Source organism: Mesorhizobium sp. M0563 (assembly GCF_040321065.1).
In the GTDB taxonomy this organism is placed as follows: Bacteria; Pseudomonadota; Alphaproteobacteria; order Rhizobiales; family Rhizobiaceae; genus Mesorhizobium.
In genome coordinates this window covers 102,459-126,071 of the sequence record NZ_JAMYQV010000015.1, presented here as the reverse complement: position 1 = coordinate 126,071, position 23,613 = coordinate 102,459, and the positions used below count along the sequence as shown (strand labels likewise).

The window sequence follows — 23,613 nt, the reverse complement described above, 5'->3', positions numbered from 1 at the left end:
CGTCCCCGCTACTTCAGCCAGCGTTCGATACGCGCCATCGCCTCGACCATGTCGTCGTGGCTGCCGGCGTAGGAAAAGCGCATCGTGCGATGGCCCTGCAGCGGATCGAAATCGCGGCCGGGCGTCGCCGCCACATGCGCCTCGGCAAGCATCCTGCGCGCAAACGCCATGCTGTCGTTGGTGTGCCGGGTGACGTCGCAGAAGGCGTAGAAGGCGCCGTCCATGGGCGCAGCAAGCGCAAAGCCGAGGTCCGGCAGGCGTTGCATCAAGAGCTCGCGGTTCCAGGCGTAACGCGCCTTCACCGCCTCCAGCTCTTCTGTCGCCTTGAACGCTTCGATCGCGGCAATCTGGGACAGTTCGGGCGGCGAGATGTAGAGGCTCTGGGCGATGCGCTCGATCGGCCGCACCAAATCCTGCGGCAGCACCATCCAGCCGATGCGCCAGCCGGTCATGCAATAATATTTCGAGAAGGAATTGATCACCGTCACGTCCGCGCCGAAAGACAGCGCAGTCGTGTCGGGCGCCGCATAGGCCAGCCGGTGGTAGATCTCGTCTGAGATCACGGCGATGCCAAGCTCGCGCGCCGTCTCGACCAGCGCCTCGAGATCGCCGGCGGGAATGACCGCGCCGGTCGGATTGGCCGGGCTGGCGAACAGCACGCCTTTCAGCGGTTTTTCGCGGTGCGCGGCTTTCAGGTGCTCGGCATGAAGATAGGCGGCGCCGCCGAGCTCGATCTCGGCGATGTCGATGCCGAGCGCAGCCATGATGTTGCGATAGGCCGGATAGCCCGGCGCGGCGATGGCGACGCGGTCGCCCGGATCGAACATCGCCAGGAAGGCAAGGTTGAAGGCAGCCGACGATCCGGTGGTAACGGCTACCCGCTCGGGCGGCACGTCAAGCCCGTAATGCTCGCCATAATGGGCCGCGATTGCCTTGCGCAGGCCGGCGAGGCCCAGCGCGTCGGTATAGCCGATGCGGCCTGCTTTCAAGGCGCTCGCCGCCGCTTCGCGAACCCCGGCCGGTGCCGGGTCGGACGGCTGGCCGACTGCCATGGAAACGACCGGCACGCCCTTGGCCTTCAGCCGATTCGCCTCGGCCAGGATGTCCATGGCGTGGAACGGCTCGACGGCGCCGCGGCGCGAAAGCGAAACAACCATTTTTCAATCCACCACACTTGTCCGCACGTGCCGGCCATGCAGGCCGCGCCGCACAAATGCCCGATTGATGTGGGGATCACAAGTTCGGTAAGTTTTAAGGTGCCGACTTTTCATCCTTCGCCCGCTCGTCTACCAGTGGACCTGCCATGTTAAGCCGACCCAGATCGACGATCGCCAGGACAGCGCGCGCCTTCGCGACGCTTTCGCTTGCCGCGGTGCTAGCCATGGCTGGCTCGGTCAACGCGTTTGCGCAGAATGTGCCGGTGGTGCGCGATGCCGAGATCGAGGCGCTGGTGCGGGATTACGCACGGCCGATCTTCAAAGCGGCCGGCTTATCGGGCGACGCCATCAACATCGTGCTGGTCAACGACCAGAGCTTCAACGCCTTTGTTGCTGGCCGCCGCATGTTCATCAACACCGGCGCGCTGATGACAGCCGAAACGCCCAACGAGATCATCGGGGTCATCGCCCACGAGGCCGGCCATATCGCCGGCGGACACCAGCAAAAGTTGCGCGAACAGCTCGAGCGCGCCAAGACGATGGCAATCCTGGCGACGCTGCTTGGCGCCGGCGCCATGGTGGCCGGCGCCACCAGCAATAGCCGCGGCCTCGCTGGGGCCGGCATGGGCGTGATGGCCGGCGGCGGCGAGATGGCGCAACGCAGTATCCTCGCCTATCAGCGCACCGAAGAGATGACCGCCGACCGCTCGGCAATCGCTTATCTCAATGCTACCGGCCAGTCCGGCGTGGGCATGCTGAAGACGTTCAGCCGTTTCCAGAATGCATTGTCGCTCTCGGGCGCCCAAGTCGATCCCTACAAGATCAGCCATCCGATGCCGCAGGAGCGTATCGCCAATCTCGAAGTGCTGGTGAAGCAGAGCCCTTACCTCGACAAGGTCGACCCACCGACACTGCAGCAGCGCCACGACATGATGCGCATCAAGATCGCCGCCTATATGCAAGGACAGGCCGCGGCGTCGCGATTGATACGCAAGAACCCCGGCAGTCTCGCCTCGCGCTATGGCGACGCGCAGATGACCTATCTCTTCGGCAATCTGGCCTCGGCGCTCACCAAGACCAACGCACTGATCAAGGAACAGCCGAAAAATCCCTATTTCCAGGAATTGCGCGGCGACATCCTGATGAAGGCGAACAGGCCGAAGGATGCGGCGGACGCCTATGCCAGGTCGGTCAGCCTCGATCCGGCGCGATCCGGGCTGCTGCCGGTCTCGTACGGCCAGGCGCTGATGGCTATCGGCACGCCGGATTCGCTGAAGAAGGCGGTGGCGCAGATCAACACGGGCCTCGGGCGGGATCGCGAAAACGCCGCCGGATACCGCTATCTGGCACAGGCCTATGGCGAACTCGGCAACATCCCGGCGGCCGAGCTTGCAACCGCCGAAGGGCATTTCTATTCCGGCGACTACAAGAATGCGAAGATCTTCGCCATGCGGGCGCAGCAGAGCATGAAGCGGGGCGAGCCGGGCTGGCTTCGCGCGCAGGACATTATAAACTACGCACCATCAGGTAAGAAGAAGTGAACCTTTCGGACGCACGCTGCGACACAGCCGAACCGAGCGGACCCGAACACAGGCTAGAGGATCGAGGATCATGACCAAGGCAATTCTGCTGGGCACTACCGGAGTGGCAGCCGCCCTCGCCATGCTGGCGTTCGGCTTCGTCGCCGGAAGTCCGCAGACGGCGAAGGCCGGCACGGCGCAGCTTGTCCAGACGGCGTCCTCGGAAACCAAGCTCGACCGCACCGAAGTCGAAGGCATCGTCCGCGACTATCTGCTGAAGAACCCGGAAGTGCTTCTGGAAGCCCAGCAGGCGCTCGAGGCCAAGCAGAAGGAAGAACAGCGCGTCGCCAGTCTCGGCGTCATCAAAGACGCCAAGGACCAGATTTTCAACTCCGCCTTCGACGGCGTTGTCGGCAATCCGAACGGCAAGGTCACCATCGTCGAGTTCTACGATTACAATTGCGGTTACTGCAAACGCGCCATCGATGACATGCGCGCGCTGACCAAGGCCGATCCGGACCTGCGTTTCGTGCTCAAGGAATTCCCGATCCTCGGCCCTGATTCGCAGAAGGCGAGCGTCGTCTCGATGGCCTTCCACTTGATGAAGCCGGAGAAATACGGCGAATTCCACAACGCGCTGCTCGGCGGCCAGGGGCGCGCCACCGAGGCGGCGGCAATCAAGGTGGCGCTGTCGCTCGGCGCCGACGAGGCGGCGCTGCGCGAAAAGATGAAGGACCCGAGCATCACTGAGGCCTTCTCCAAGACCTATGATCTTGCCACCAAGCTCGCCATCACCGGAACGCCGTCCTATGTCGTCGGCAACGAGGTTGTGTTCGGCGCGCTCGGCCAGGAAGTGCTGGCCGAAAAGATCGAGGCGGCGAAGGCCGCACTCTGATTAGCGTTCGGGTTTCGATCAGGCTGCGGGTTTCCGGCGCGGGCCGTTTTCCGGCTGTTGTGGACGGCGAAAGAACGCACTTGCGCTCTTTTCGCCAGCGTCTATGCCCATTATAGAGGGTCCGGCGCGCCGGCTTAGCCGCGCCGGGAAAGGTCGGCATTTTTTGAAAACGGTTTTCGTCCTGAACGGCCCCAATCTCAACGCGCTCGGCAAGCGCGAGCCGGGCATCTATGGCGGCAAGACGCTTGCGGCGATCGCCGACGACTGCAAGCAGGCGGGTGCCGCACTTGGGCTGGAGATCGATTTCCGCCAGTCGAACCATGAGGGCGACCTCGTCGACTGGATCCACGAGGCCGCCGAGAAGGCCGCCGCAATCGTCATCAATCCAGGCGCCTACGGCCACACCTCGATCGCCATTCACGATGCCATCCGCGCCGTCGCGCCGCTGCCGGTCGCTGAGGTGCATCTCTCCAACATCCACGCGCGGGAACCATTCCGCCACGTCTCCATGGTCGCGCCGGTCGCTGTCGGCATGATCTGCGGGTTCGGGCCGCTCGGCTACACGCTGGCGCTGCAGGCGCTGGCTGCACGCCTATGACCGGCCAACAAACAGAAGGCTCGAAAATGTCGATAAAGAAGAACGGTGTTGACCAGCAGCTGATCCGCGACCTGGCGGGCATACTGAACGACACCAACCTCACTGAGATCGAGGTCGAGCTGGGCGATCTGAAGGTGCGCGTCTCGCGGCAGGCGCCGGCCGTCCATGCGATCGCCGCAGCGCCGCCAGCCTATGCCCCGGCAGCAGCGCAGCCTGCGGCAGCGGCCGCGCCGGCGACGCCCGACGTGTCGAAGAACGCCGTCGCCTCGCCAATGGTCGGCACCGCCTATCTGGCACCGTCGCCCGACGCCAAGCCGTTCATCGAAATCGGCCAGAAGGTCAAGGAAGGCCAGACGCTGCTGATCATCGAGGCGATGAAGACGATGAACCAGATCCCCTCGCCGCGCGCCGGCATGGTGACGGCGATCCTGTTCGAAGATGCGCAGCCGGTCGAATACGGCATGCCGCTCGTCGTGATCGAGTAGAGCCGGGAACAGGCGAAAGATGTTCCAGAAAATCCTCATCGCCAATCGCGGCGAAATTGCCCTCAGGGTGCTGCGCGCCTGCAAGGAGCTTGGCATCCAGACGGTGGTGGTGCATTCGACCGCCGACGCCGACGCCATGCATGTGCGTCTCGCCGACGAGAGCGTCTGCATCGGCCCGCCGCCGTCGCGCGACTCCTATCTCAACATCCACCAGATCGTCGCCGCCTGCGAGATCACCGGTGCCGACGCGGTGCATCCCGGCTACGGTTTTTTGTCGGAGAATGCCAAGTTCGCCGACATCCTCGCCGCGCACAACATCACCTTCATCGGCCCGACCGGCGACCATATCCGCATCATGGGCGACAAGATCGAGGCCAAGCGCACCGCAAAGCGCCTCGGCATTCCCGTGGTACCCGGCTCCGACGGCGCGGTCACCGAGGAAAAGGAGGCCAAGCGCATTGCCGCCGAGATCGGCTACCCCGTGATCATCAAGGCGTCGGCCGGCGGCGGCGGGCGCGGCATGAAAGTGGCGCATAGCGAGGCCGACCTCGAGGTGGCGCTGCAGACGGCACGCTCGGAGGCGGGCGCCGCCTTCGGCGACGACGCCGTCTATATCGAGAAGTATCTGCAGAAGCCGCGCCATATCGAAGTGCAGGTGTTCGGCGACGGCGCCGGGCGCGGCGTGCATTTCGGCGAGCGCGACTGCTCGCTGCAGCGCCGCCACCAGAAGGTCTGGGAAGAAGCGCCCTCGCCGGCGCTCAATGCCGAGGAGCGCGCACATATTGGCGGCGTCTGCGCCAAGGCGATCGCCGATCTCGGCTATTCCGGCGCCGGCACCATCGAATTCCTTTATGAGAACGGCGAGTTCTATTTCATCGAGATGAACACGCGCCTGCAGGTCGAACATCCGGTGACCGAGGCGATTACCGGCATCGACCTCGTGCACGAGCAGATCCGCGTCGCCTCGGGCGGCGGGCTTTCGGTGCGCCAGGAAGATATCCGCTTCCACGGCCATGCTATCGAATGCCGCATCAATGCCGAGGATCCGCGCACCTTCACCCCCTCGCCGGGCACCATCACCCACTTCCACACGCCAGGCGGCCTCGGCATCCGCGTCGATTCCGGCGTCTATTCCGGCTACAAGATCCCGCCCTACTACGACAGCCTGATCGGCAAGCTGATCGTGCACGGCCGCAACCGCGTCGAGTGCATGATGCGGCTGCGACGCGCGCTCGATGAATTCGTGGTCGACGGCATCAAGACCACGCTGCCGCTGTTTCGCGACCTCGTCGGCAACGCCGACATCGCCAATGGCGACTACGACATCCACTGGCTGGAAAAATATCTGGCCAAAGGCGAGTGACACAGGGGCGACGCGATGACCCGCCCCTACGCACCCGGCTATCGCATCCCGACCGACCTGTTGCTCAAAGCCTATGCCTCCGGCGTCTTCCCGATGGCCGAAAATGCCAATGACCCCGAGGTGTTCTGGGTGCGGCCGGAGACGCGCGGCATCATTCCGCTCGACGGTTTCCACATCCCGAAGAGCCTGAGGAAGACGATCCGCAAGGATCTGTTCGAATTCCGCATCGATTTCGATTTCGAGGCGACGATCGACGCCTGCGCCGAAAGACGCGAGGAACGGCGGTCGACCTGGATCAACGCACCAATCCGCGAAGCCTATGTCGAGCTGCATCGGATGGGCCATTGCCATTCGGTCGAGGCCTGGCACGACGACCGGCTGGTCGGCGGGCTCTACGGGGTGTCGCTCGGCCGGGTGTTCTTCGGCGAGAGCATGTTTGCCAGGGAGACCGACGCCTCGAAGGCCTGTCTGGTTCATCTGGTCGAGCGCCTGAAGGCGCGCGGCTTTGCGCTGCTCGATACGCAGTTCACGACCGAGCATCTCAAACGTTTCGGCGCAATCGACGTGCCACGTGGCAAGTACGAGAAGATGCTGGCCGAGGCGCTAAAGGGCGAGGCTGTGTTTTTTCCGTGATCTAGAACGGTTCATCGTTTCACGGAAACGCCGAACCGGTCTATTTTGTGTTTTGACGCAATTCCGCACGGAAAACCGTTCACACTTTTCCTGGAATTGCTCTACCGGCCGGTCAGCCCTTGGTCGCCGTCACCAGCGGTGTCTGTGCATGGAACATCATCTTCCAGCCATTGACGCGGTGGACATAGCCGGTACTGACCAGTGCTGCATAGGCTTCGCCATTTTGCCGGGTCGCACGCGCCTCGTAGGTCAGCATGACGATGTCGCTGCCGGGCTCGATGATGCCCTTGAGGTCGATGTCGAGCTCGCGCCAGCGCTTCGGCTCCGTCGCGGTTTTGGCCAGATCGGCGTTGCTCATCACCCGCGCCATCTGCGGGAAGGCCACCAGGCATTCGGTGTCGGCGTTGGCCTTGAAATAGTCGGCGTCGCCGGTCCAGAATCCCTTTTCGATGTCGAGAAGCTCGCTTTTGTTGGCCATCATCATGGCAACCTCCTCCCTAGAGAGGCCCCAACGCTCAGGCAACAAGGCGGTTCCGCAAGACGCGGCGTATCTATCCGCCGCGCTGACAGGTTCTAGTTGGTTTTGGGGGCAGCGGGCGCCGGCACGTCGGACTTCTGCTTGCAGCCCTTCAGCCAGATATCATAGACGGCGTGCTCGACGGCGTTGATCCCGGGGCTTTCGGCAAACATCCAGCCGGTGAAGATACGGCGGATTTTCCGGTCGAGCGTGATCTCGTCGACCTCGACGAACGAATCCGTCTTCGGCTCTTCGTTTTCGGGCCGCGAATAGCAGATGCGCGGCGTCACCTGCAAAGCGCCGAATTGCACCGTCTCGTCGATATAGACGTCGAAAGTGATGATGCGACCGGTGATCTTGTCGATACCGGCGAATTCAGCGACGGGATTGGTGATGCGCTCGGATACTGCCGGTGCTGCAGGCGCCACCGACGCGTCCGGCGCAGGCGGCGCCAACTCCTGCGCAGCAGCAAGCGCCACCATAGAAGCGAGAACGACCGCGGTTAATCCGCCCGTCAAAATTCGGCTGAACATGCTCATGCAAGGTCCGGTGGTTTGCGCCCGGGTGATTCTCTTAACGCCAAGGCTAGTTGCTGCTGTCGGATCAGCAAACAGCTAAACAGCAATTGTGGCGACAAAGGACCGCGCCCGTGGGGACACGGTGCCTGTGGGAACCGCGCGCGTGTCGCGGCGATCGATCACGAACCGGGCGTCCAGGCGTCGTAGTCGCCCGTCACCTGCGGACGATGCTGGTTGGTCAGCACCGAGCCCTTCGGGCGATAGGCTGCGGGGCTGCCGGTGAGGTTCGGCACATGCGGCTTTTGCCAGTCGCGGGGCTTGTAGTCTTCCGTTGGCGGCGCAACGTCGACACGGTGATGGATCCAGCCATGCCAGCCGGGCGGAATCGCCGAGGCTTCCGAATAGTCGCGGTAGATGACCCAGCGGCGGGTGCGGCCTTCCGAATCGACGCCGCCCTCGTAGTAGACGTTGCCGACCTCGTCCTGCCCGACCATCTTGCCGTGCCGCCAGGTGTGGAAGCGCGTTCCCAGCGTCTGGCTGTTCCACCAGGTGAAAAACTGCAGAAGGAAAGTTTTCATCCAAATCCTCGTGGCAAGTCCTTGTAGCAAGTCCTCGCGGCGCCTGTTCCTGCTTATGGCGTCACGGCATTGCGAAGGCAAGGGTCTTGCCGCAACCGACGAGCAAATGGCTGGCGGGCAAACTATACGTTCATGCGATCCTCGCGTCCGCGCGAAGCAGATGAAATGGGTTGTTGGCAACCTTACGCAGCGTTATTCTAGGAATGATGCTTCGTCGCCTCAAGGGCGGCAAATGAGAGGGGCTCATGTCATCGCTGGCGGGCACGGCCGGTCGCGCATTGCCGCAGGTCGTTGAGGCGATCTACGATTCGATTGCCGACGTCGGCCGCTGGCAAGCGACACTCGAGGCCATCTGCAGCCTGGCGGAAGGCCAGCTTGCCATGCTCGCCGTCATCGACACGATCAGCAGTTCCGCGCGGTTTTCGGTGTCTTGCGGCGATCCCGCAGTTCTTGAGCCGTTGAAGCATGACTACGGCTCGCAAGTGCCGTTCTATGCGGCGGTTCCCAAGATGGAGATCGACGTGCCGTTCACTGTCGATTCGATCTACGCCCTGCAAGGTCCGGATACGCGACAGAGATGGCTCGAAAGCCGCATCGTGCGCGAATGGGTGCAACCCAACCGGCTGGACGATTTCTTCTGGGTGGCGTTGATGAAGCGGCCGATCCGGATCGGCACGCTGATGGTGGTTACCGACAAGGACAGGCGCCAGATTTCCAGCGAGGACCTCGAGCTTGTCTGCCTGCTGGCGCCGCATGTGCGGCGCGCGGTGACCATCGGCGACCTGTTCGAGGCGGAGCGGCGCAAGGCCGAAATCTTCCGTTCCATCATCGAAAGCCTTGACCATCCCGTGCTGATCGTCGCCGAAGACATGACCATCATCTTCGCCAACCCGACAGCCGAAGCGCTGCTCGCCGAAAACATCTCGGTCGCTTGCGTGCGCGGACAGCTTTCCTTCACCTATGCCAACGCCAATGCCGCGATCGGCCGTGCCGTCCAGCTCGGCACGCGCGACGAATTCGCGCTCGGACCTTGCGGCATCAACATTCCGCTGGCCAAGACGGCCGTTCCGGCGGTGGCCCATGTGATGCCGCTGGCGCGGCGTGAAATCTCGGCGCGTATCTCGCAGCGCGCCGCCGCGGCTATCTTCATCGCCGCGGCCGGTTCGGCACCAATCCCGGCGCTGGACGCCATTGCGGCGCTGTTCGGACTGACCGCGGCAGAAAGGCGCGTCGCCGGTCATGTTGCCGCCGGCCTGACGCGAAAGGAAATCGCCGCGGCCGGCGGCGTCTCGGACGGCACCGTCAAGTCGCAGCTGGCGACGATCTTCGACAAGACCGGTACCGGCGATCAGCGCGAGCTCGAACTCTTGATGCGCGAATTGTCGCCGCCGTTGCGCTCCAGTTGATTTGCGCAGATCCCCCGGACCGGCCGTGGTCCAAAAGGCTCGGCCGGTAAGTTTTCCAAGCCTTTAAGAACATCATCCGCAAAATCTGCAAAACGAAACCGGCATCGTTGCAATTCGGCCAAAATCATGGTGCGGTCGTTCGCGGTCCAGAAACGCGGCACTATGCTCGGCTGGAAAGAAAATGGTTTCTGGCGCGGATCTCGATCTTTGATACCGACATCTACCGAGCGGCTGCTCCCCTACCTTTTCCTGCTTGGGCTGATCGTCATCGCGGTCGCTTTCCGGCCACTGCTGCCCGTCGACGAAACGCGATATCTCAGCGTCACCTGGGAAATGTATCTGAGCGGACAGATCTTCGTCCCGACGATGAATTTCGCGCCCTATCTGCAGAAGCCGCCGCTGCTGTTTTGGCTTATCGACCTTGTCTGGACCGTTTTCGGCGCCAGCCGGCCGGCGGCGATGCTGGTCATCTTCGCCGCCTCCTCACTCGTCATCTGGCTGACGACGGCTTTGGCAAGGACCCTGTTTCCCGGCCGCGACGACATCGCACGGCGCGTCCCCTGGCTGGTCGTCGGAAGCAGCGTGTTCGTCATCTATTCGACGCTGATCCTGTTCGACCTGTTGCTGACGGTCTTCGTGCTCGCCGCGCTGTTGTCGTTGATTGCCTTTGCCCGGAGCGGCGACCGCTGGCAGGCCGTTCTGGCCGGGTTGTTCATCGGCATGGGCGTGCTGACGAAAGGCCCGGTGGTGCTCATCCATATCGGCGCGCCCATCCTGTTCTACCCGTTCTGGCGCGACCGGCGGGCGGGACTGGCGACACCGAACTTCCTCGTTGGAGTGGGCCTGGCAGTGCTCGCCGCGCTAATTCCGGTGGCGATCTGGCTGGTGCCGGCGACCATCCTGACAAAGGGCAGTTTCGTCTATGATCTGGTCTGGAACCAATCGGCGGGGCGCGTCACCGGCAATTTGCGCAATTCGCACGGCCGGCCGTTCTACTTCTATCTGCTGCTGCTGCCGGTCATGTTCATGCCGTGGATTTTTATACCCGAGGTATGGCGATTGAAGCTGCGCACGCGGATACGCAGCCTGATCGAGACGAAGTCGCCCGATCTGCGCGCCTTGCGCTTACTGTCGTTCTCGTTCGTTGCCGTGTTGCTGGCGTTCAGCGCGATATCCGGCAAGCAGCCCCACTATGTCGTGCCGATGTTGCCGTTCGTGACCATCCTGTTCGGGTATTTCATGGCGGAGATCCCGCTCGCCAGGCTGAAAAGCTCGGCCGTCGTCATGCTTGTCATTTTCGGCATCGGCCATGCGGTGGCATCGGCAACCGCGTTCAAACGCTATGACCTGACGCCGCTCGCCAACTTCGTCGACGAGCGAAAGGATGCGGACTGGGCCGTGGCTTTCGACTATCAAGGCGAAGTCGGCTTCCTGGCCCGGTTGCAAAAGCCATTCGAAACCACCGACAAACCGGAAGAATGGCTTGGCTCGCATCCCAGCGGCTATGTCATCGACAAGGTTTCCAAGGATCCCGGCACCGCAGGGCAAATCGCGTTCCGGCTTCGCGTCGAACGCGGCTATCTCGTCGTGCTGAAGGGACAGCATTGACGATCGTTGCCGGTTTGCCAATTCATCTCCCGCACGGGAGATGAAGGCGTTGCTGCTCCGTGGTTCCATCGCTCGATTGAACCGGGAGGTATTCATGCGCAAGCTCATCTCGACGACGCTTTTTGTCTTATCGCTCGCTGTGGCCGGCGTTGCTGCCGATCCGGCATGGAGCTTCAAATGTCAGTCCGGTACGATCGGGCAAGGCAGTTGCTCCTGCTCCGGGACCGCCGACTGCACCGACATGCGGCATTCGAAAATGTGCAAGGGCGACCTGAATTGCGGTTCGGGCAAATGCTCGTGCACGGCCGCGTTGGTAGTCGACCCAGGTCCGAAAACCCCCAAGCCCAAGGTCGTCGCGCCGAAGGCGACGACCAAAGGCGTCGTGAAGCAGTAGCCATCCAAGCCGAAAGGACGGCGGCCCGACGTCGCTAGGCCCGCCCGATGTTTTCGCGGTTCATCCCCCGTGCGGGCGATGAACCGCCAGCGGACAAATGCTGCTGTCTAGCCGGAGGGTGGTTTCCAACGACAGAGCGAGGATACCATGTTGAAAACCTGCACGATGCTGTTCTTCGGTCTGATGGCGGCCACCGCGGCCGCCCAGCCGCCGCCTTCGGGGCCGCCGGTTGCCAGTGCGGCACTTGCCCCATGCAACCCCACACAATCGAACAGGCCCTGCAAAGCCGAACTCGGCGTGTTCCTGATCACCAATACCGTCCGCAACCTGGCGCAGGCCAAGGTCGACGCCACCAACGCACAGCTAGCCGCCCAGGGACGATCATCGCGCGCATCGATCGAATCGCTGAAGCAATGGCGGCCGTCGCGCTTTGCGACGCAGATGCTGAACCAGCCGAACAGCTGGTTTGTCAAAGTTCCCTATATCCTCACCATCAAGGTCTCGATCCCGCTGACGTCCGACCGTCACATCGGCATTCCCATAGACGTCAACGTCTTCTGCAGCCGCTGGCAGACCGATTCCAGCCAGGTCATCATCCGCTCGCAACCCGGCCCGGCGAGCTTCGAAGGCGGCAACATCCTCGAAGATGTTTTCAACATCGGCAACTACATCGATGCCCAGGTACGCAGCTCGTTTTCGGCACCCCTGCCGGTGACGACGCCGGTTCCGAATTCGAAATGCTCGGCAATCGACGGGTCCGATGCCGGCACGCAAGCCACCGGCGACGATCTCATCTTCTGGACGGTGCCGCGACGCAACCTGATTGTGACGGACGCCATAGCCAAGCCGACGGTTGAAGTGACCTTCGACAGCCTCACGCGTCTGGCGGCCCGCGACTTCCACAACAATGTGGTCTATGCGGAATCCGAGGCCATTAACCTCAATGTCTACGCCAATGAGGACGGCCTTCAGAAGGCGCTGACGATGCGCGAAGGCGACGTGGCTGCGCTGAACCTTCCCGCACTCAGGCTCGACGCGCGAAAATACGATTCGCTGGTCGTCATCGGCAATGTCGACCAGCCGCCGAACGATCCCAGAGACAGCGCCTTCGCGGTAGCGGCCAAGAGTGCGGGATTCGGTGCCGGTTCCAAGATCATGCAGATCCCGAAGTGGTATTCGAGGCCTCCGGACCAGTTCAATCACAAGCCTACATGGATCAGAGTTCCGGGCTACGAGCTGCACTATACGGTGCGCTATCTCAACAGCGGCGGGCTGGCCGTCGACGGTGGAGCCAGTGCGGTCCGGCCACCAAAAGTCGCCGTTCCGATAAAGACGCTCATCAAGCCGAAAATGCCCTGACGCGGTCGCTCGCGGATGACGGCTGCGGTTCGGACCGCTGCCCCCATCCCCCGCGCGGCAGATGCGGCAGCGCCGGCTTCATGGCCTGATCCTGCGGGAACAAACGCGCCGCTTCGCCACGAGCGAGCGGCGCCATCGATGGAGACAAACGATGCTGCACCTTCCCCACACCATGCCCGCCGCCCGGATCATTGCGGCAATCTCACTGCTTGCTTTCCCGAACTTCCTGCCGCCGGTCACGAGCCCGGCGAACGCGCTGCCGGTCAGCCAATCCTGCCGGATCACCACCTACTACAAGACGGCGGCGAAGGCGACGGAGGTTGGCGTGCGCTCGACGTGCCAGGGCGTCAAAAAATGGGGCGTCACCTCGAAATATTACGAGGTCGAAAAAATCGAAGCCGCTACGCCGCCGCACACGTCGGGCGGCGGCGGCAGCCTGCCGTGCGAGTTTCTCGCCGCCGGCTGCTCCAACCTGCCTGTGAAACGCAACTGAGCGTCAGGCGAACGAGCTAGCCGATCGCCTTCTCCAAAACCAGCGCCGGCAACCCTGTGGCGCCGCCGCAATCGGCCGTGTCGCCGGCGGGCAAGAACCCTCTCGAGCGGTAGAAGGCGATGGCCGGGGCATTTGCTTCCTCGACCTCGACGCGTAGCGTTCGGGCCTCCGGAAAGCTGGCCTCAATCTCGTCCAGCAGCGCCTGGCCGATGCCTTGCCTCTGCCAGGCCGGATGCACGTAAAGCTGGTTCAGCATGACGATCCTGGCATCCGTGGTGGCGGCGGCGAAAGCCATGCCGCCGATGCTTTTGCCGTCGTCGGCGACTAGGAACTCCGAGTTCGGCCGCGTCAGCCGTGCTTTGAGCGCGGCGATCGAATGCCATTCATCGGTGATTTCGGTAACCCGCGCCGCGCCGTAGATGGCGTCATAGGTGGCATGCCATGTCTCGATCAGCAATGCGCGCACCGCCGCCAGATCGCGCTCGCCGGCGGTGCGGACGAACATCCTACTCGATCCCGAGCTTGGCCTTGACCAGCTCGTTGACCGCCTGCGGATTGGCCTTGCCGCCGGTCGCCTTCATCACCTGGCCGACGAACCAGCCGGCCATGGTCGGCTTGGCACGCGCCTGCTCGACCTTGTCCGGGTTGGCCGCGATCACCTCGTCCACCGCCCTTTCGATGGCGCCGGTGTCGGTGACCTGCTTCATGCCACGGCTTTCGACCAGCTGACGCGGATCGCCGCCCTCGTTCCAGACGATTTCGAACAGATCCTTGGCGATCTTGCCGGAGATGGTGCCTTCCTTGATCAGGTCGATGACGGCACCAAGCTGGTCGGGCGAAACAGGAGCGTTTTCAATATCCTTGCCGGCCTTGTTCAAGGCCCCCAGGAGGTCGTTGATGACCCAGTTGGCGGCGAGCTTGCCGTCGCGCCCGGCCGCCACCTTCTCGAAATAATCGGCGACCGCCTTTTCCGATACCAGGATCGAGGCATCGTAGGTCGACAGGCCAAGCGAAGCGATCAGCCGAGCCTTCTTGGCGTCGGGAAGTTCCGGCAGGTCCTTTGCCAACTCGTCGACATAGGCCTGGTCGAATTCCAGCGGCAGAAGATCGGGATCCGGGAAATAGCGGTAGTCATGCGCTTCTTCCTTGGAGCGCATCGAGCGCGTCTCACCCTTGTTGGGGTCGAACAGCCGCGTTTCCTGCTCGATCCTGCCGCCGTCCTCGAGGATGGCAATCTGGCGGCGCGCCTCATAGTCGATGGCCTGGCCGATGAAGCGGATCGAGTTGACGTTCTTGATCTCGCAGCGCGTGCCGAATTCGCCGCCGGGCCGGCGCACCGAGACGTTGACGTCGGCCCGCAACGAGCCTTCGTCCATATTGCCGTCGCACGTGCCGAGATAGCGCACGATGGTGCGCAGCTTGGTGACATACGCCTTGGCTTCATCGGCGGAGCGCATATCCGGCTTGGAGACGATCTCCATCAGCGCCACGCCGGAGCGGTTGAGATCGACATAGGACATTGTCGCATGCTGGTCGTGCATCGACTTGCCGGCATCCTGCTCCAGGTGCAGGCGCTCGATGCCGATCTCGATGTCCTCGAATTCGCCCTGCCGGTCCGGGCCGACCGAGACGATCACCTTGCCCTCGCCGACGATCGGCTGCTTGAACTGCGAGATCTGGTAGCCCTGCGGCAGATCGGGATAGAAATAGTTTTTCCTGTCGAAGACCGATTTGTGGTTGATCTCAGCCTTCAGGCCCAACCCGGTACGGATCGCCTGCTTGACGCATTCCTCGTTGATGACCGGCAGCATGCCGGGCATCGCCGCGTCGACCAGGCTGACATTGGCATTGGGCGCGGCGCCGAAAATGGTCGACGCGCCGGAAAACAGCTTTGCCTGCGAGGTCACCTGCGCATGGACCTCGAGGCCGATGATGATCTCCCAGTCGCCGGTGGCGCCGGGAACCAGGCGCTTGGCGTCGGGCGTGCGGGTATCGATGAGGGTCATAGTGGCCTGCATAGTGGAATTGCGGATATGCGAGAACGCATATTTTGATGTGCAACTTCGCTAGTGCAAACCGCCAAGAGAGACAAGCGCAAAGCCGCGGGCGCCGACGCGGCACAGGCCCGCACCTGCCGCGATGGACTGCTATAGCAGCTTGAAAAAATTCAATGGCCGGCAACCCGGCCGCCCTCACCTATGCCGTGGCGATATAGGCCCTGATTTCCTCGGCCTCGCGCTCGACATCCTCGATGCGCCGCTTGACCACGTCGCCGATCGACACGATGCCGTCGAGCAGCCCGTTCTTTTCCACCGGCAGATGGCGGAAGCGGCCCTTGGTCATGATCTCCATGACCTCGTTGACGGTGTGGTTCTCATTGCAGATCTTCACCTTGGGCGTCATCGCCGAGCGGATGGCAAGGTCGAGCGCCGCCGCCCCCTCCTTGGCGAGAACCCGCACCACATCGCGCTCGGAAAGAATGCCGACGATCTTGTGATCGCCGTTGGTGATGACCAGCGCGCCGATCCTGTGTTCGGAAAGCATGCGGATGGCTTCGCTGAGCTTTTCGTTCGGCCCGAGCGTCACCACGTCGTGGCCTTTTGCCTCGAGAATTGCCTTAACAGTCATGGCGTCCTCCTCTGCATTTCCTGCCGGCTCCTGCCTTGGCCGGCTTTCCCTAGTATGAACATGGTGCGCCGCGATCGGTTTCATTTCAAGTGCGGAGGTCTCAGGTGTCCGGCTCGTCCGCCTGTTGCAGCGCCTGCTCTCGCCGATCAAAGAACCGCAGGCCGAAGAAGCCGGCAAGAAAGCCGCCAATATGGGCTTCCCAGGCGATCTGGCCGTCAATGCCGGGCGCCAGGCCGAAGAGGCCGGTCGCCAGGTTGATCACCATCCACATGGCGAGAAAGGTGACGACGCCGCGCGAGCGCAGCACCGCCGCCATCGGCAAAGGCTGGCCGGCGAAGGCGGCCTTGCCCGACGAGCGGTCGATGCGGAAGCCATAGCGCGCCGCCGCACCCATCATGCCGGAAATCGCGCCGGAGGCGCCGACCAGCGGCGCTTCGCCAAGCGGATGCATGGCCCAGAACAGCGCCACCGCCGCCAGTCCGGTCGCGGCGAAGAACAGGCTGAAGCGCAACGCGCCGAAGCGGTTGGCCAGCGGTGAGCCGAAGGCCGCGAGCCACACCATGTTGATGGCAAGATGGGCAAAACCGCCATGCAGAAAGGCATAGGTAAAAGGGCTTGAAAACGCGAAGAAATCCAGGTCGAAGCGGCCGGAATAGCGGATCGGCACAAAGGCTGCCCGGACAAGCAGTTCGAAGTCCTGGTCGTCGGTCAGCCAATAGACCCGGATCAGATGGACGGCGACGCAGATGCCGATCACCGCCAGCACCACGGGCGGCAGGTTGAACACCGGTTCACGGCGTTGCTCCGGTTCGCGGGCGGCAGGCCCACTCTCGCCCTGCTCGATCTCCGGTGGGCTTTCTGGGTCGCTCATATGGCTTGCACTCAGTCGCTGGATTGGACTTCGCGAGCATGTAGATCACGGCCAACCGAATCACAAACGGCGAATCAGCAGCTCCGAATCAAAAAAGGAAGCCGTCCAAGGTTTCCCTTGAACGGCTGGTCGAGCCCCCTTGCTCCCCCTGAACTCTTGACTGAAGTGCTGCCGATCGTCGCAAAACGACCGCTTCTGGAGTGGTTTTGGTGTGCCACAGGCCTGGCCAGCGCGCAACGTAAACCAGTTGTTAACCTTAACCGCCCCGACCCGTGAACAAGTATTAACGATGCTGGCACGCATCCTGCTCCGCAACGCATGTAGGTCTTCGGAGGGCGCCCTTCTGTTCACCGATGGGACATCAGAAGACAGAATGCGCGGAGCAGCATTAGCATGAACCAGACCGGATCGATCACGCTGTTCCATTATTGGAACCGATTGCGTGACGGACGCCCTGCCCCGAAACGCTCGGAAGTCGAACCGGCCGACATCAAGTCGCTGCTGGCCGACACGTTCATCCTGGAAAAGGACACGCGCGGCGAAGCAGTGTTCCGGCTCGCCGGCACCAGGCTCTGCGCGGCCTATGGCCGCGAACTCAAGGGGTTTTCATTCCCTTCGCTGTGGCGCGAGAAGGACCAGCGGCTGATTTCGAAGCTGACCGATGGCGTCTTCGACCTGAAATCGGTGGTGCTCATCACCTATGAGGGTTTCAGCCGCAACGGCCGTTCCAACAGGTTCGAGCTGCTCGCACTGCCGCTCGACGGCGGTGTCGAGAGTCCGCGTTGCCTCGGTGTGATAAGCGCCGTTGAAAAGCCCTTCTGGCTGGGTGCCGACCCGGTTCTCGACGCGTTGATCGATTCGATCCGTGTCGTCGATCCCGACAAGGAGCCGATGTTCCTGAAGAACCGGCCGGCGATAGAGGTTCCCTCGCTCGCCCCATCGGAATTCGACCCGCCCGAGACGATTTCGGCGCTCGGCCAGGCCCGCCGCATCCGTCACCTGGTCGTCTTCGACGGCGGACGCGAGGAATGATGCCCAAAGCTTAAAGCAACAGCGCCGGGCTTTCCCCTTTGTTAACCTGCTTTGTTGTAGTTTTCCGCTGAAATTCCCCGCATCCATGCGCGGAATGCCGAAGGGGTATGGCAGTCATGAGGTCAGCGGCGGTCGACCATGCGCCGTCCCAAGCTGAAAGGCGTAACTTTCAGCGCGTCCGCGTGAAGATTTACGGACGCTTCATGCTGGAAGACCGCACCGAACATCCCTGCCAGGTGGTCGACATGTCGCCCGGCAACGTTTCACTGCGCACCGAGCGTGCCGGCCTGCCGGGTGAAAAGGTCATTGCCTATATCGATCACATCGGCCGAATCGAGGGCGTCATCACCCGCACTTTGCAGGATGGCTTTGCGATGACCGTCATCGCGTCGGACCGCAAGAGGGACAAGCTCGCCGCGCAACTGACCTGGCTTGCCAACAAGCACGAGCTCGACCTGCCGGAAGACCGCCGCCATGAACGCGTGGCACCGCGCAACCCGACGAGCGTGCTGCAACTTGCTGACGGACGGCAGTACCAGTGCCGCATCATCGATCTGTCGCTGTCGGGCGCCGCGATCGAGATCGACGTCAAGCCGGCCATCGGCGTCCAGGTAACGCTGGGCACCATGCGCGGCCAGGTGGTGCGCCATTTCGAAGATGGCGTCGCCATCGAGTTCGCCGTCATCCAGCGGCCGGAAACGCTCGACACCGAATTCAGCTCGCCGCGCGGCTGACGCGAAAGTTTTAGCACCATCGCGAAGGATCGCTATCCTAGCTGTTCGAACGGTGCGACGAAGCATGGGAATGCACCCGGCTAGAATCCTTAAATAATTCTATACTCAATTGCATCCAATTTTATGTTTATTCTACTGGCGTTTTACTTAATGTCTACTTCGCGCTTTTGCGTCAAATAAATCCAGCCGTGTCATTGTCTCCTCAAACGGGGAGACTGAATAATGAAAAAGACGAGGGGCAAGCTGTTGCTGGCGGCAATAGCGATGCAGCTTTTCGGCTGGGGGACTGCAAACGCGGCGGAGCCGGCCTTCATGCACACCGGCGGTCGCACCACGCAGCCGGTCGGTCACTACGAATTGTGCCAGCAGCTTCCGCAGGAATGCAATCAGAGGACGCCGAACCGGGCACCGGTCGAGCTCACCCGCAAGCTGTGGGCAACGATCGTCAAGATCAACAATTCGGTCAACAGCAAAGTGGCGCCGCGCACCGACATGGAAATGTGGGGCAAGGAAGAAGTCTGGTCGTTTCCCAAAGGCTTCGGCGACTGCGAGGACTATGCGCTGGAAAAGCGCCGCGAACTGATGAGCATGGGCGTGCCGGCCGGCGATCTGCTGATGACGGTGGTGCGCCAGCGCAACGGCGACGGCCATGCGGTGCTGACCGTGCGCACCAGCCTTGGAGAGTTCATCCTCGACAATCTCCAGCCCAAGGTGCTGTCCTGGACCAAGACCAGTTACACCTACCTGAAGCGCCAGTCCGACCGCAATTCCGGCGCCTGGGTAACGATCAACGACGGCCGCTCCGACGCGGTCGCCAGCGTCCGCTGAGGACGCGACGGAAAACCCGGTCGAGTCCCCACCCTCCCCGTCCCCAACGACCGGGTTTAGGAGCCGGCCCCGTCCCCGGGCCGGCTCCACCATTTCTGGGCTTGCGATAGGCGGCCTTCACTGCCTGGCGCTAGACCTTCTTCAGCCCCGCCCTGAACCGCCTCCCATTGGCGACATAATGCGCGGCCGAGGCGCGTAGCCTCGCGATTGCTGTCTCGTCGAGCGTCCTGACGACGCGCGCGGGCGAGCCGACGATCAGCGAATTGTCGGGGAATTGCTTGCCTTCGGTGACCAGTGCACCAGCCCCGACCAGCGAGTTGTTACCGATCTTCGCGCCGTTCAGCACGATGGCGCCCATGCCGATCAGGCTGTTGTCGCCGATCGTGCAGCCATGCAGCAAGGCACGGTGGCCGATCGTGCAGCCTTGGCCGACGGTTAGCGGAAAGCCGGCGTCGGTGTGCATGATGGTATGCTCCTGCACGTTGGTGTCGGCGCCGATGACGATCGGCTCGTCGTAGCCGCGGGCTAGTACGCCGAACCAGAAGCCGGCGTTGCGGCCGATCCTGATATTGCCGATCAGCGTGGCGTCGGGCGCGATCCAGTTGCTGTCGGCGTCCTCGAAGGTGGGCGCTTTTCCGTCAATCGCGTAGATCGGCATCGCTGTCTCCAGATTGTCTCACACCGACAAGGTGCCAGACCCTAGAAGCGAAGCCGCCCACGACGCAATGGCGATCACCACCATGCCCAGCGCCAGCGCCCAGACGGTCGCCGTACAGCCGCAGGAGATCAGCCCCAGCACCGAGATGCGACGCTCGCGCCAGGCGTCCAGCGCCTCGTTGACGAACATCAGCGGCCCGGCGCAAGCCGTCGCGGCGAGCGAGCGCAGCATGTGCTTCGACGATACATAGGGCTGGACGAAGGCAAGCTTGCGGCCGGCGACCAGTTCCATCGCCGATCCGGCCAGGCCGCAAGCCGTCAGCCCAGCCATAAAACTGAATATGATTTGTTCGACCGGGCTCATCTTTACCCTCCGTTTACCATGAAATCGCACAGTCGCCTGCAAAGCTGCGTAGCAAGAGCCGTGCCGCGCCGAGTGTGCCGTTCAGGCACACCGATGGGACGGCAACGAGGATCGCGATGAAGCAGGCAGCCGCCACAGAGGGCCCGCAACTCAGCGTCGTCGATTCGACGCTGATGAAGCGGGTGTTTTATGCGTTCGCGACGCTGGCGCTGCTTTCGGTGGCGATCAGCCTTGGCGGCAAATGGTTCGGCCGCTCGATCGCCATGGCCGGGTACACCGACGACACCACGGTCCACAAGGTCGTCATCGGCAACAACATCATCGCCGTGCCGGCCAATGTCATTCGCTTTGCCCAGGCCCGGCGCGACGGCATCGCCTCGCGGCTCGACCTCTATTTGCGCTATCCCGAGCTGGACGGCTACAGCGAGGTTGCCCGCAACGACTTCAACCACACCGGACCCAGCAAGGACATCATTTTCCTGTCGTTCGAGCCGCAGATGATGTCGCGCGACATGAGCGGCCGCTTTGCGCCGATCTACAGCGCGCTGATCGCCAAGCCGGGTACGCCCGGCCCTGGCGGCACCACACTTTACGCTTTCAGCGAAAAATCAGGCTATCTCAACGAAGTGCTGGCGGTCGCAAACCGCCCCGGCAAGGATCCGTTCGTTGCCCGCTGCCTGAGCGGCCCGAGCGCGGACGAATCGCTGGCGCCCTGCGAACGCGACATCCTGGTCGGCGACAATCTCAGCCTTACCTACCGCTTCCCCCGGGAATTCCTGGGCGACTGGCAGGCGCTCGACGCGGCGATTTCTGGCGAGGCAGCGCGCGTGCTGAAGACAGGGCGGTAGGGCTTGATCCTTCGACCGACCCTGAAGGGCTGTGGGCTGGAGCCCCGCCAATCGGGCTACCAATCTCCAGGGTTTGCGATTGGCTGTAGGCCCACCACGCCTTCGTCATCCTAGGGCGGAGCAGGAGCGAAGCGACGTCGCGGAGACCCTAGGATCCATGCCGTTACGCCAGTCGAAGAATGCAGCGGCTCAGAACGGTGCTTGCATCCGCAACAATGCCTACTACCCTTCAGCCATGACGGGCTATGCCTACATGACTGCAAGCCAGAAGCGCGGCACGATCTACATCGGTGTCACCAACGACCTCGGCCGCCGCATGCCGGAGCACAAATCTGGCGAAGGCTCGCGCTGCACCAGCCGCTACGGCGTACAGCGTCTGGTCTGGTACGAGGACCATTTCGACATTCGCGACGCCATCCAGCGCGAGAAGTCGCTGAAGCGCTGGCCACGCCGGTGGAAGATCGAGCTGATCGAGAAGACCAATCCAGAGTGGTTCGAACTTTTTCGCGGGACTGGTTGGTAGAGGACGCCCAGCCGGTGCCAAGAAGCATTCGATTCTGGTCAGAGCGGAGCACTGCCGCGAGGTAACGGCATGGCTCCCAGGGTCTGCGCCGCGTCGCTTCGCTCCTTGCTCCGCCCTGGGATGACGAAGGGAGGGATGCTCCAGCCAGTCTCCGAGGTTTGCGCTCCGCCATCAGGCGGTCCCGCCTGCAACAAGCAGGTCCGGCCAGCACCAAATTCCCGGCTCAGGCCAGATCGATATCGAGGATCGCCATCGAGAAATTATAGTCGCCGTCGTCCTCGTCCTTGAAGACGATGCCGAGGAACTCGTCGCCGACATAGACCTCGGCCGAATCTTCCTTGCGCGGCCGCGCCTTCACTTCGAGTTTGGGGTTCTGGAAGGTGCGTTTGAAATAGGCGTCCAGCTTTCTGATTTCGTCCGGCTTCAACAGTCTTCTCCGATCGTCGCTTGCTCAAGTGCGTCGCGTCTGAAGAGATCGATGCGACGCGCTTTAAATCTTGCTTCATGCATGTCGCTATCCCAAAACAGCTGGGCACTATTGGGCGACATGCATTGGTGAGCGCGCTTCTGGCACGTCGACAATGGCCATGTAAAGGCAAGCCGGCATAGAGGGCAGGAATTCAGCCCCCTGCTCGAGCGCTCAGATGTCGAAGCTGACGACGTGGTCCATCGTCTGCGACGGCAACAGCTGGTCCATCTGCCGCGAAGGCTGGTCGCAGCCGGTCTCGCCGACGACGCGGGCCGGCACGCCGGCAACCGTCTTGTTGTGCGGCACCGGCGACAGCACCACCGAGCCGGCCGCGATCTTGGAGCAATGGCCGATCTCGATGTTGCCGAGGATCTTGGCGCCGGCGCCAATCAGCACGCCATAGCGGATCTTGGGATGACGGTCGCCGCCGGCCTTGCCGGTGCCGCCCAGCGTGACGCCGTGCAGGATCGACACGTCGTCCTCGATCACCGCCGTCTGGCCGACGACGAGGCCGGTGGCGTGGTCGAGGAAGATGCCCTTGCCGATGCGGGCGGCCGGATTGATGTCGGTCTGGAACACCGAGGACGATCGGCTCTGCAAATACAGCGCGAAATCCTGGCGGCCCTGGTTCCACAGCCAATGCGCCAGCCGGTGCGTCTGGATGGCATGAAAACCCTTGAAGTAGAGCACCGGCATGATGAAGCGGTCGCAGGCCGGATCGCGGTCGTAATAGGCCTGGATGTCGACGCGCACCGTCGTCGACCAGTCCTTGTCGTCGGCCGCCATCGCCTTGAATGTCTGGCGGATGAGGTCGGAGCCGATGTCCTGGTGAGCGAGGCGCTCGGCCAACCGGTGGATAACCGCTTCTTCCAGGTTTTCCTGATTGAGGATGGTCGAATAGAGGAACGCCGCCAGCAGCGGATCGCGGTTGACCGCTTCCATTGCTTCATCGCGGATCGAACGCCAGATCGGATCTACCGGCTGCACCCTGGTGGGACGGGAAATCGTAACGCTGTTCATCTGATGTCTCCGGCCATCCAATGTCTCAGGCCATCCAATGTCTCGGCTTGGCGGCTTGCCTATTCTCCGGCCGCACCTATAAGCCAGATCATAGCACGGGTGAACTCAATTTTCC

28 protein-coding genes are annotated in these 23,613 nt (G+C 62.6%); 16 read left to right on the top strand and 12 right to left on the bottom strand.

From position 1 onward, the window contains the following. Nucleotides 1–8: 8 nt before the first annotated feature. Nucleotides 9–1,157 carry a pyridoxal phosphate-dependent aminotransferase gene (locus tag NKI50_RS19805; protein WP_352587620.1) on the bottom strand — a complete coding sequence of 383 codons (1,149 nt, stop codon included), beginning with the start codon at nucleotides 1,155–1,157 and terminating at the stop codon, nucleotides 9–11. A 146-nt stretch (nucleotides 1,158–1,303) separates the two neighbouring features. Between NKI50_RS19805 and NKI50_RS19800 the strand changes: the two genes are divergently transcribed. From NKI50_RS19800 to aat, 6 genes are all read left to right on the top strand, one after another. Further along, nucleotides 1,304–2,698, top strand: coding sequence for a M48 family metalloprotease (locus NKI50_RS19800; protein WP_352717363.1), 1,395 nt, complete (start codon nucleotides 1,304–1,306; stop codon nucleotides 2,696–2,698). 70 nt (nucleotides 2,699–2,768) lie between these two features. After that, nucleotides 2,769–3,572, top strand: coding sequence for a DsbA family protein (locus tag NKI50_RS19795; RefSeq protein WP_023717479.1), 804 nt, complete (start codon nucleotides 2,769–2,771; stop codon nucleotides 3,570–3,572). Nucleotides 3,573–3,735: 163 nt separating this feature from the next. After that, entirely contained in the window at nucleotides 3,736–4,170 is a 435-nt protein-coding gene (gene aroQ / locus NKI50_RS19790) for a type II 3-dehydroquinate dehydratase (RefSeq protein WP_352484554.1), read from the top strand. A gap of 26 nt (nucleotides 4,171–4,196) precedes the next feature. Continuing rightward, nucleotides 4,197–4,655: an acetyl-CoA carboxylase biotin carboxyl carrier protein gene (accB, locus tag NKI50_RS19785; RefSeq protein WP_023717477.1), complete on the top strand. Its 459-nt coding sequence runs from the start codon at nucleotides 4,197–4,199 to the stop codon at nucleotides 4,653–4,655. Nucleotides 4,656–4,674: 19 nt separating this feature from the next. Beyond that, a complete protein-coding gene (gene accC / locus NKI50_RS19780) occupies nucleotides 4,675–6,018 on the top strand; it encodes an acetyl-CoA carboxylase biotin carboxylase subunit (protein WP_352484553.1) in 1,344 nt (447 codons plus the stop codon). 15 nt (nucleotides 6,019–6,033) lie between these two features. Beyond that, a complete protein-coding gene (aat, locus tag NKI50_RS19775; protein WP_023717475.1) occupies nucleotides 6,034–6,651 on the top strand; it encodes a leucyl/phenylalanyl-tRNA--protein transferase in 618 nt (205 codons plus the stop codon). A 112-nt stretch (nucleotides 6,652–6,763) separates the two neighbouring features. Here the strand turns inward: aat and NKI50_RS19770 are convergent, their stop codons facing one another. The 3 genes from NKI50_RS19770 to NKI50_RS19760 form a co-directional block, all read right to left on the bottom strand. Then, entirely contained in the window at nucleotides 6,764–7,132 is a 369-nt protein-coding gene (locus tag NKI50_RS19770) for a hypothetical protein (RefSeq protein ID WP_023717474.1), read from the bottom strand. 92 nt (nucleotides 7,133–7,224) lie between these two features. Continuing rightward, the gene (locus NKI50_RS19765) at nucleotides 7,225–7,707 is read right to left on the bottom strand and encodes a DUF2155 domain-containing protein (protein ID WP_352451095.1); all 483 of its coding nucleotides are present in this window, start codon (nucleotides 7,705–7,707) and stop codon (nucleotides 7,225–7,227) included. A gap of 158 nt (nucleotides 7,708–7,865) precedes the next feature. Next, entirely contained in the window at nucleotides 7,866–8,264 is a 399-nt protein-coding gene (locus NKI50_RS19760; RefSeq protein WP_352484551.1) for an NADH:ubiquinone oxidoreductase subunit NDUFA12, read from the bottom strand. A 245-nt stretch (nucleotides 8,265–8,509) separates the two neighbouring features. Between NKI50_RS19760 and NKI50_RS19755 the strand changes: the two genes are divergently transcribed. From NKI50_RS19755 to NKI50_RS19735, 5 genes are all read left to right on the top strand, one after another. After that, entirely contained in the window at nucleotides 8,510–9,670 is a 1,161-nt protein-coding gene (locus NKI50_RS19755; protein WP_352515793.1) for a helix-turn-helix transcriptional regulator, read from the top strand. Nucleotides 9,671–9,877: 207 nt separating this feature from the next. Next, a complete protein-coding gene (locus NKI50_RS19750; RefSeq protein ID WP_352496716.1) occupies nucleotides 9,878–11,278 on the top strand; it encodes an ArnT family glycosyltransferase in 1,401 nt (466 codons plus the stop codon). 94 nt (nucleotides 11,279–11,372) lie between these two features. Next, complete coding sequence (locus tag NKI50_RS19745) at nucleotides 11,373–11,672, top strand: hypothetical protein (protein ID WP_352496717.1); 300 nt, start codon at nucleotides 11,373–11,375, stop codon at nucleotides 11,670–11,672. Between the two features lie 147 nt (nucleotides 11,673–11,819). Further along, a complete protein-coding gene (locus NKI50_RS19740; RefSeq protein WP_352515791.1) occupies nucleotides 11,820–13,031 on the top strand; it encodes a hypothetical protein in 1,212 nt (403 codons plus the stop codon). 151 nt (nucleotides 13,032–13,182) lie between these two features. Further along, nucleotides 13,183–13,524 (top strand): hypothetical protein, encoded by a 342-nt coding sequence (locus NKI50_RS19735; protein ID WP_352496719.1) that lies wholly within the window; start codon nucleotides 13,183–13,185, stop codon nucleotides 13,522–13,524. A gap of 16 nt (nucleotides 13,525–13,540) precedes the next feature. Here the strand turns inward: NKI50_RS19735 and NKI50_RS19730 are convergent, their stop codons facing one another. The 4 genes from NKI50_RS19730 to NKI50_RS19715 all read right to left on the bottom strand — a co-directional run bounded on the left by NKI50_RS19730 (nucleotide 13,541) and on the right by NKI50_RS19715 (nucleotide 17,023). Beyond that, complete coding sequence (locus NKI50_RS19730) at nucleotides 13,541–14,029, bottom strand: GNAT family N-acetyltransferase (protein WP_352496720.1); 489 nt, start codon at nucleotides 14,027–14,029, stop codon at nucleotides 13,541–13,543. 1 nt (nucleotide 14,030) lies between these two features. After that, nucleotides 14,031–15,530: an Asp-tRNA(Asn)/Glu-tRNA(Gln) amidotransferase subunit GatB gene (gene gatB / locus NKI50_RS19725; protein WP_352496721.1), complete on the bottom strand. Its 1,500-nt coding sequence runs from the start codon at nucleotides 15,528–15,530 to the stop codon at nucleotides 14,031–14,033. A 190-nt stretch (nucleotides 15,531–15,720) separates the two neighbouring features. Beyond that, a complete protein-coding gene (locus NKI50_RS19720; protein ID WP_023717464.1) occupies nucleotides 15,721–16,152 on the bottom strand; it encodes a CBS domain-containing protein in 432 nt (143 codons plus the stop codon). 100 nt (nucleotides 16,153–16,252) lie between these two features. After that, nucleotides 16,253–17,023 carry a rhomboid family intramembrane serine protease gene (locus NKI50_RS19715; protein WP_023717463.1) on the bottom strand — a complete coding sequence of 257 codons (771 nt, stop codon included), beginning with the start codon at nucleotides 17,021–17,023 and terminating at the stop codon, nucleotides 16,253–16,255. A 393-nt stretch (nucleotides 17,024–17,416) separates the two neighbouring features. On the opposite strand from NKI50_RS19715, the gene NKI50_RS19710 reads away from it, so the two are divergent. From NKI50_RS19710 to NKI50_RS19700, 3 genes are all read left to right on the top strand, one after another. Further along, the gene (locus NKI50_RS19710; RefSeq protein WP_352496722.1) at nucleotides 17,417–18,055 is read left to right on the top strand and encodes a PAS domain-containing protein; all 639 of its coding nucleotides are present in this window, start codon (nucleotides 17,417–17,419) and stop codon (nucleotides 18,053–18,055) included. 116 nt (nucleotides 18,056–18,171) lie between these two features. After that, entirely contained in the window at nucleotides 18,172–18,789 is a 618-nt protein-coding gene (locus NKI50_RS19705) for a PilZ domain-containing protein (protein ID WP_352484542.1), read from the top strand. A 222-nt stretch (nucleotides 18,790–19,011) separates the two neighbouring features. After that, nucleotides 19,012–19,617, top strand: a complete 606-nt coding sequence (locus tag NKI50_RS19700; protein ID WP_352484541.1) for a transglutaminase-like cysteine peptidase — start codon at nucleotides 19,012–19,014, stop codon at nucleotides 19,615–19,617. Between the two features lie 130 nt (nucleotides 19,618–19,747). On the opposite strand, the gene NKI50_RS19695 is transcribed toward NKI50_RS19700, so the two are convergent. Together NKI50_RS19695 and NKI50_RS19690 are read right to left on the bottom strand one after the other, a co-directional pair. Then, nucleotides 19,748–20,275, bottom strand: coding sequence for a gamma carbonic anhydrase family protein (locus tag NKI50_RS19695; protein WP_352717361.1), 528 nt, complete (start codon nucleotides 20,273–20,275; stop codon nucleotides 19,748–19,750). A gap of 18 nt (nucleotides 20,276–20,293) precedes the next feature. Then, the gene (locus NKI50_RS19690) at nucleotides 20,294–20,638 is read right to left on the bottom strand and encodes a DUF6949 family protein (protein WP_352481124.1); all 345 of its coding nucleotides are present in this window, start codon (nucleotides 20,636–20,638) and stop codon (nucleotides 20,294–20,296) included. Nucleotides 20,639–20,754: 116 nt separating this feature from the next. On the opposite strand from NKI50_RS19690, the gene NKI50_RS19685 reads away from it, so the two are divergent. Then, the gene (locus NKI50_RS19685; RefSeq protein WP_352641174.1) at nucleotides 20,755–21,486 is read left to right on the top strand and encodes a hypothetical protein; all 732 of its coding nucleotides are present in this window, start codon (nucleotides 20,755–20,757) and stop codon (nucleotides 21,484–21,486) included. Nucleotides 21,487–21,721: 235 nt separating this feature from the next. Beyond that, on the top strand, nucleotides 21,722–22,009 hold the full coding sequence (locus NKI50_RS19680; protein WP_352641180.1) for a GIY-YIG nuclease family protein: 288 nt from the start codon (nucleotides 21,722–21,724) through the stop codon (nucleotides 22,007–22,009). Nucleotides 22,010–22,232: 223 nt separating this feature from the next. On the opposite strand, the gene NKI50_RS19675 is transcribed toward NKI50_RS19680, so the two are convergent. Next, on the bottom strand, nucleotides 22,233–22,436 hold the full coding sequence (locus tag NKI50_RS19675; RefSeq protein WP_023674799.1) for a DUF3126 family protein: 204 nt from the start codon (nucleotides 22,434–22,436) through the stop codon (nucleotides 22,233–22,235). Nucleotides 22,437–22,649: 213 nt separating this feature from the next. Beyond that, complete coding sequence (gene cysE, locus NKI50_RS19670) at nucleotides 22,650–23,498, bottom strand: serine O-acetyltransferase (protein WP_023717455.1); 849 nt, start codon at nucleotides 23,496–23,498, stop codon at nucleotides 22,650–22,652. Nucleotides 23,499–23,613: the final 115 nt, after the last annotated feature.

Coding starts and splice junctions, on each gene's coding strand:
- NKI50_RS19805 (WP_352587620.1), bottom strand. CDS start 1,157: ATGGTTGTTTCGCTTTCGCGCCGCGGCGCCGTCGAGCCGTTCCACGCC.
- NKI50_RS19800 (WP_352717363.1), top strand. CDS start 1,304: ATGTTAAGCCGACCCAGATCGACGATCGCCAGGACAGCGCGCGCCTTC.
- NKI50_RS19795 (WP_023717479.1), top strand. CDS start 2,769: ATGACCAAGGCAATTCTGCTGGGCACTACCGGAGTGGCAGCCGCCCTC.
- accB (WP_023717477.1), top strand. CDS start 4,197: ATGTCGATAAAGAAGAACGGTGTTGACCAGCAGCTGATCCGCGACCTG.
- accC (WP_352484553.1), top strand. CDS start 4,675: ATGTTCCAGAAAATCCTCATCGCCAATCGCGGCGAAATTGCCCTCAGG.
- aat (WP_023717475.1), top strand. CDS start 6,034: ATGACCCGCCCCTACGCACCCGGCTATCGCATCCCGACCGACCTGTTG.
- NKI50_RS19770 (WP_023717474.1), bottom strand. CDS start 7,132: ATGATGGCCAACAAAAGCGAGCTTCTCGACATCGAAAAGGGATTCTGG.
- NKI50_RS19765 (WP_352451095.1), bottom strand. CDS start 7,707: ATGAGCATGTTCAGCCGAATTTTGACGGGCGGATTAACCGCGGTCGTT.
- NKI50_RS19760 (WP_352484551.1), bottom strand. CDS start 8,264: ATGAAAACTTTCCTTCTGCAGTTTTTCACCTGGTGGAACAGCCAGACG.
- NKI50_RS19755 (WP_352515793.1), top strand. CDS start 8,510: ATGTCATCGCTGGCGGGCACGGCCGGTCGCGCATTGCCGCAGGTCGTT.
- NKI50_RS19745 (WP_352496717.1), top strand. CDS start 11,373: ATGCGCAAGCTCATCTCGACGACGCTTTTTGTCTTATCGCTCGCTGTG.
- NKI50_RS19740 (WP_352515791.1), top strand. CDS start 11,820: ATGTTGAAAACCTGCACGATGCTGTTCTTCGGTCTGATGGCGGCCACC.
- NKI50_RS19735 (WP_352496719.1), top strand. CDS start 13,183: ATGCTGCACCTTCCCCACACCATGCCCGCCGCCCGGATCATTGCGGCA.
- NKI50_RS19730 (WP_352496720.1), bottom strand. CDS start 14,029: ATGTTCGTCCGCACCGCCGGCGAGCGCGATCTGGCGGCGGTGCGCGCA.
- gatB (WP_352496721.1), bottom strand. CDS start 15,530: ATGACCCTCATCGATACCCGCACGCCCGACGCCAAGCGCCTGGTTCCC.
- NKI50_RS19720 (WP_023717464.1), bottom strand. CDS start 16,152: ATGACTGTTAAGGCAATTCTCGAGGCAAAAGGCCACGACGTGGTGACG.
- NKI50_RS19715 (WP_023717463.1), bottom strand. CDS start 17,023: ATGAGCGACCCAGAAAGCCCACCGGAGATCGAGCAGGGCGAGAGTGGG.
- NKI50_RS19710 (WP_352496722.1), top strand. CDS start 17,417: ATGAACCAGACCGGATCGATCACGCTGTTCCATTATTGGAACCGATTG.
- NKI50_RS19705 (WP_352484542.1), top strand. CDS start 18,172: ATGAGGTCAGCGGCGGTCGACCATGCGCCGTCCCAAGCTGAAAGGCGT.
- NKI50_RS19700 (WP_352484541.1), top strand. CDS start 19,012: ATGAAAAAGACGAGGGGCAAGCTGTTGCTGGCGGCAATAGCGATGCAG.
- NKI50_RS19695 (WP_352717361.1), bottom strand. CDS start 20,275: ATGCCGATCTACGCGATTGACGGAAAAGCGCCCACCTTCGAGGACGCC.
- NKI50_RS19690 (WP_352481124.1), bottom strand. CDS start 20,638: ATGAGCCCGGTCGAACAAATCATATTCAGTTTTATGGCTGGGCTGACG.
- NKI50_RS19685 (WP_352641174.1), top strand. CDS start 20,755: ATGAAGCAGGCAGCCGCCACAGAGGGCCCGCAACTCAGCGTCGTCGAT.
- NKI50_RS19680 (WP_352641180.1), top strand. CDS start 21,722: ATGACGGGCTATGCCTACATGACTGCAAGCCAGAAGCGCGGCACGATC.
- cysE (WP_023717455.1), bottom strand. CDS start 23,498: ATGAACAGCGTTACGATTTCCCGTCCCACCAGGGTGCAGCCGGTAGAT.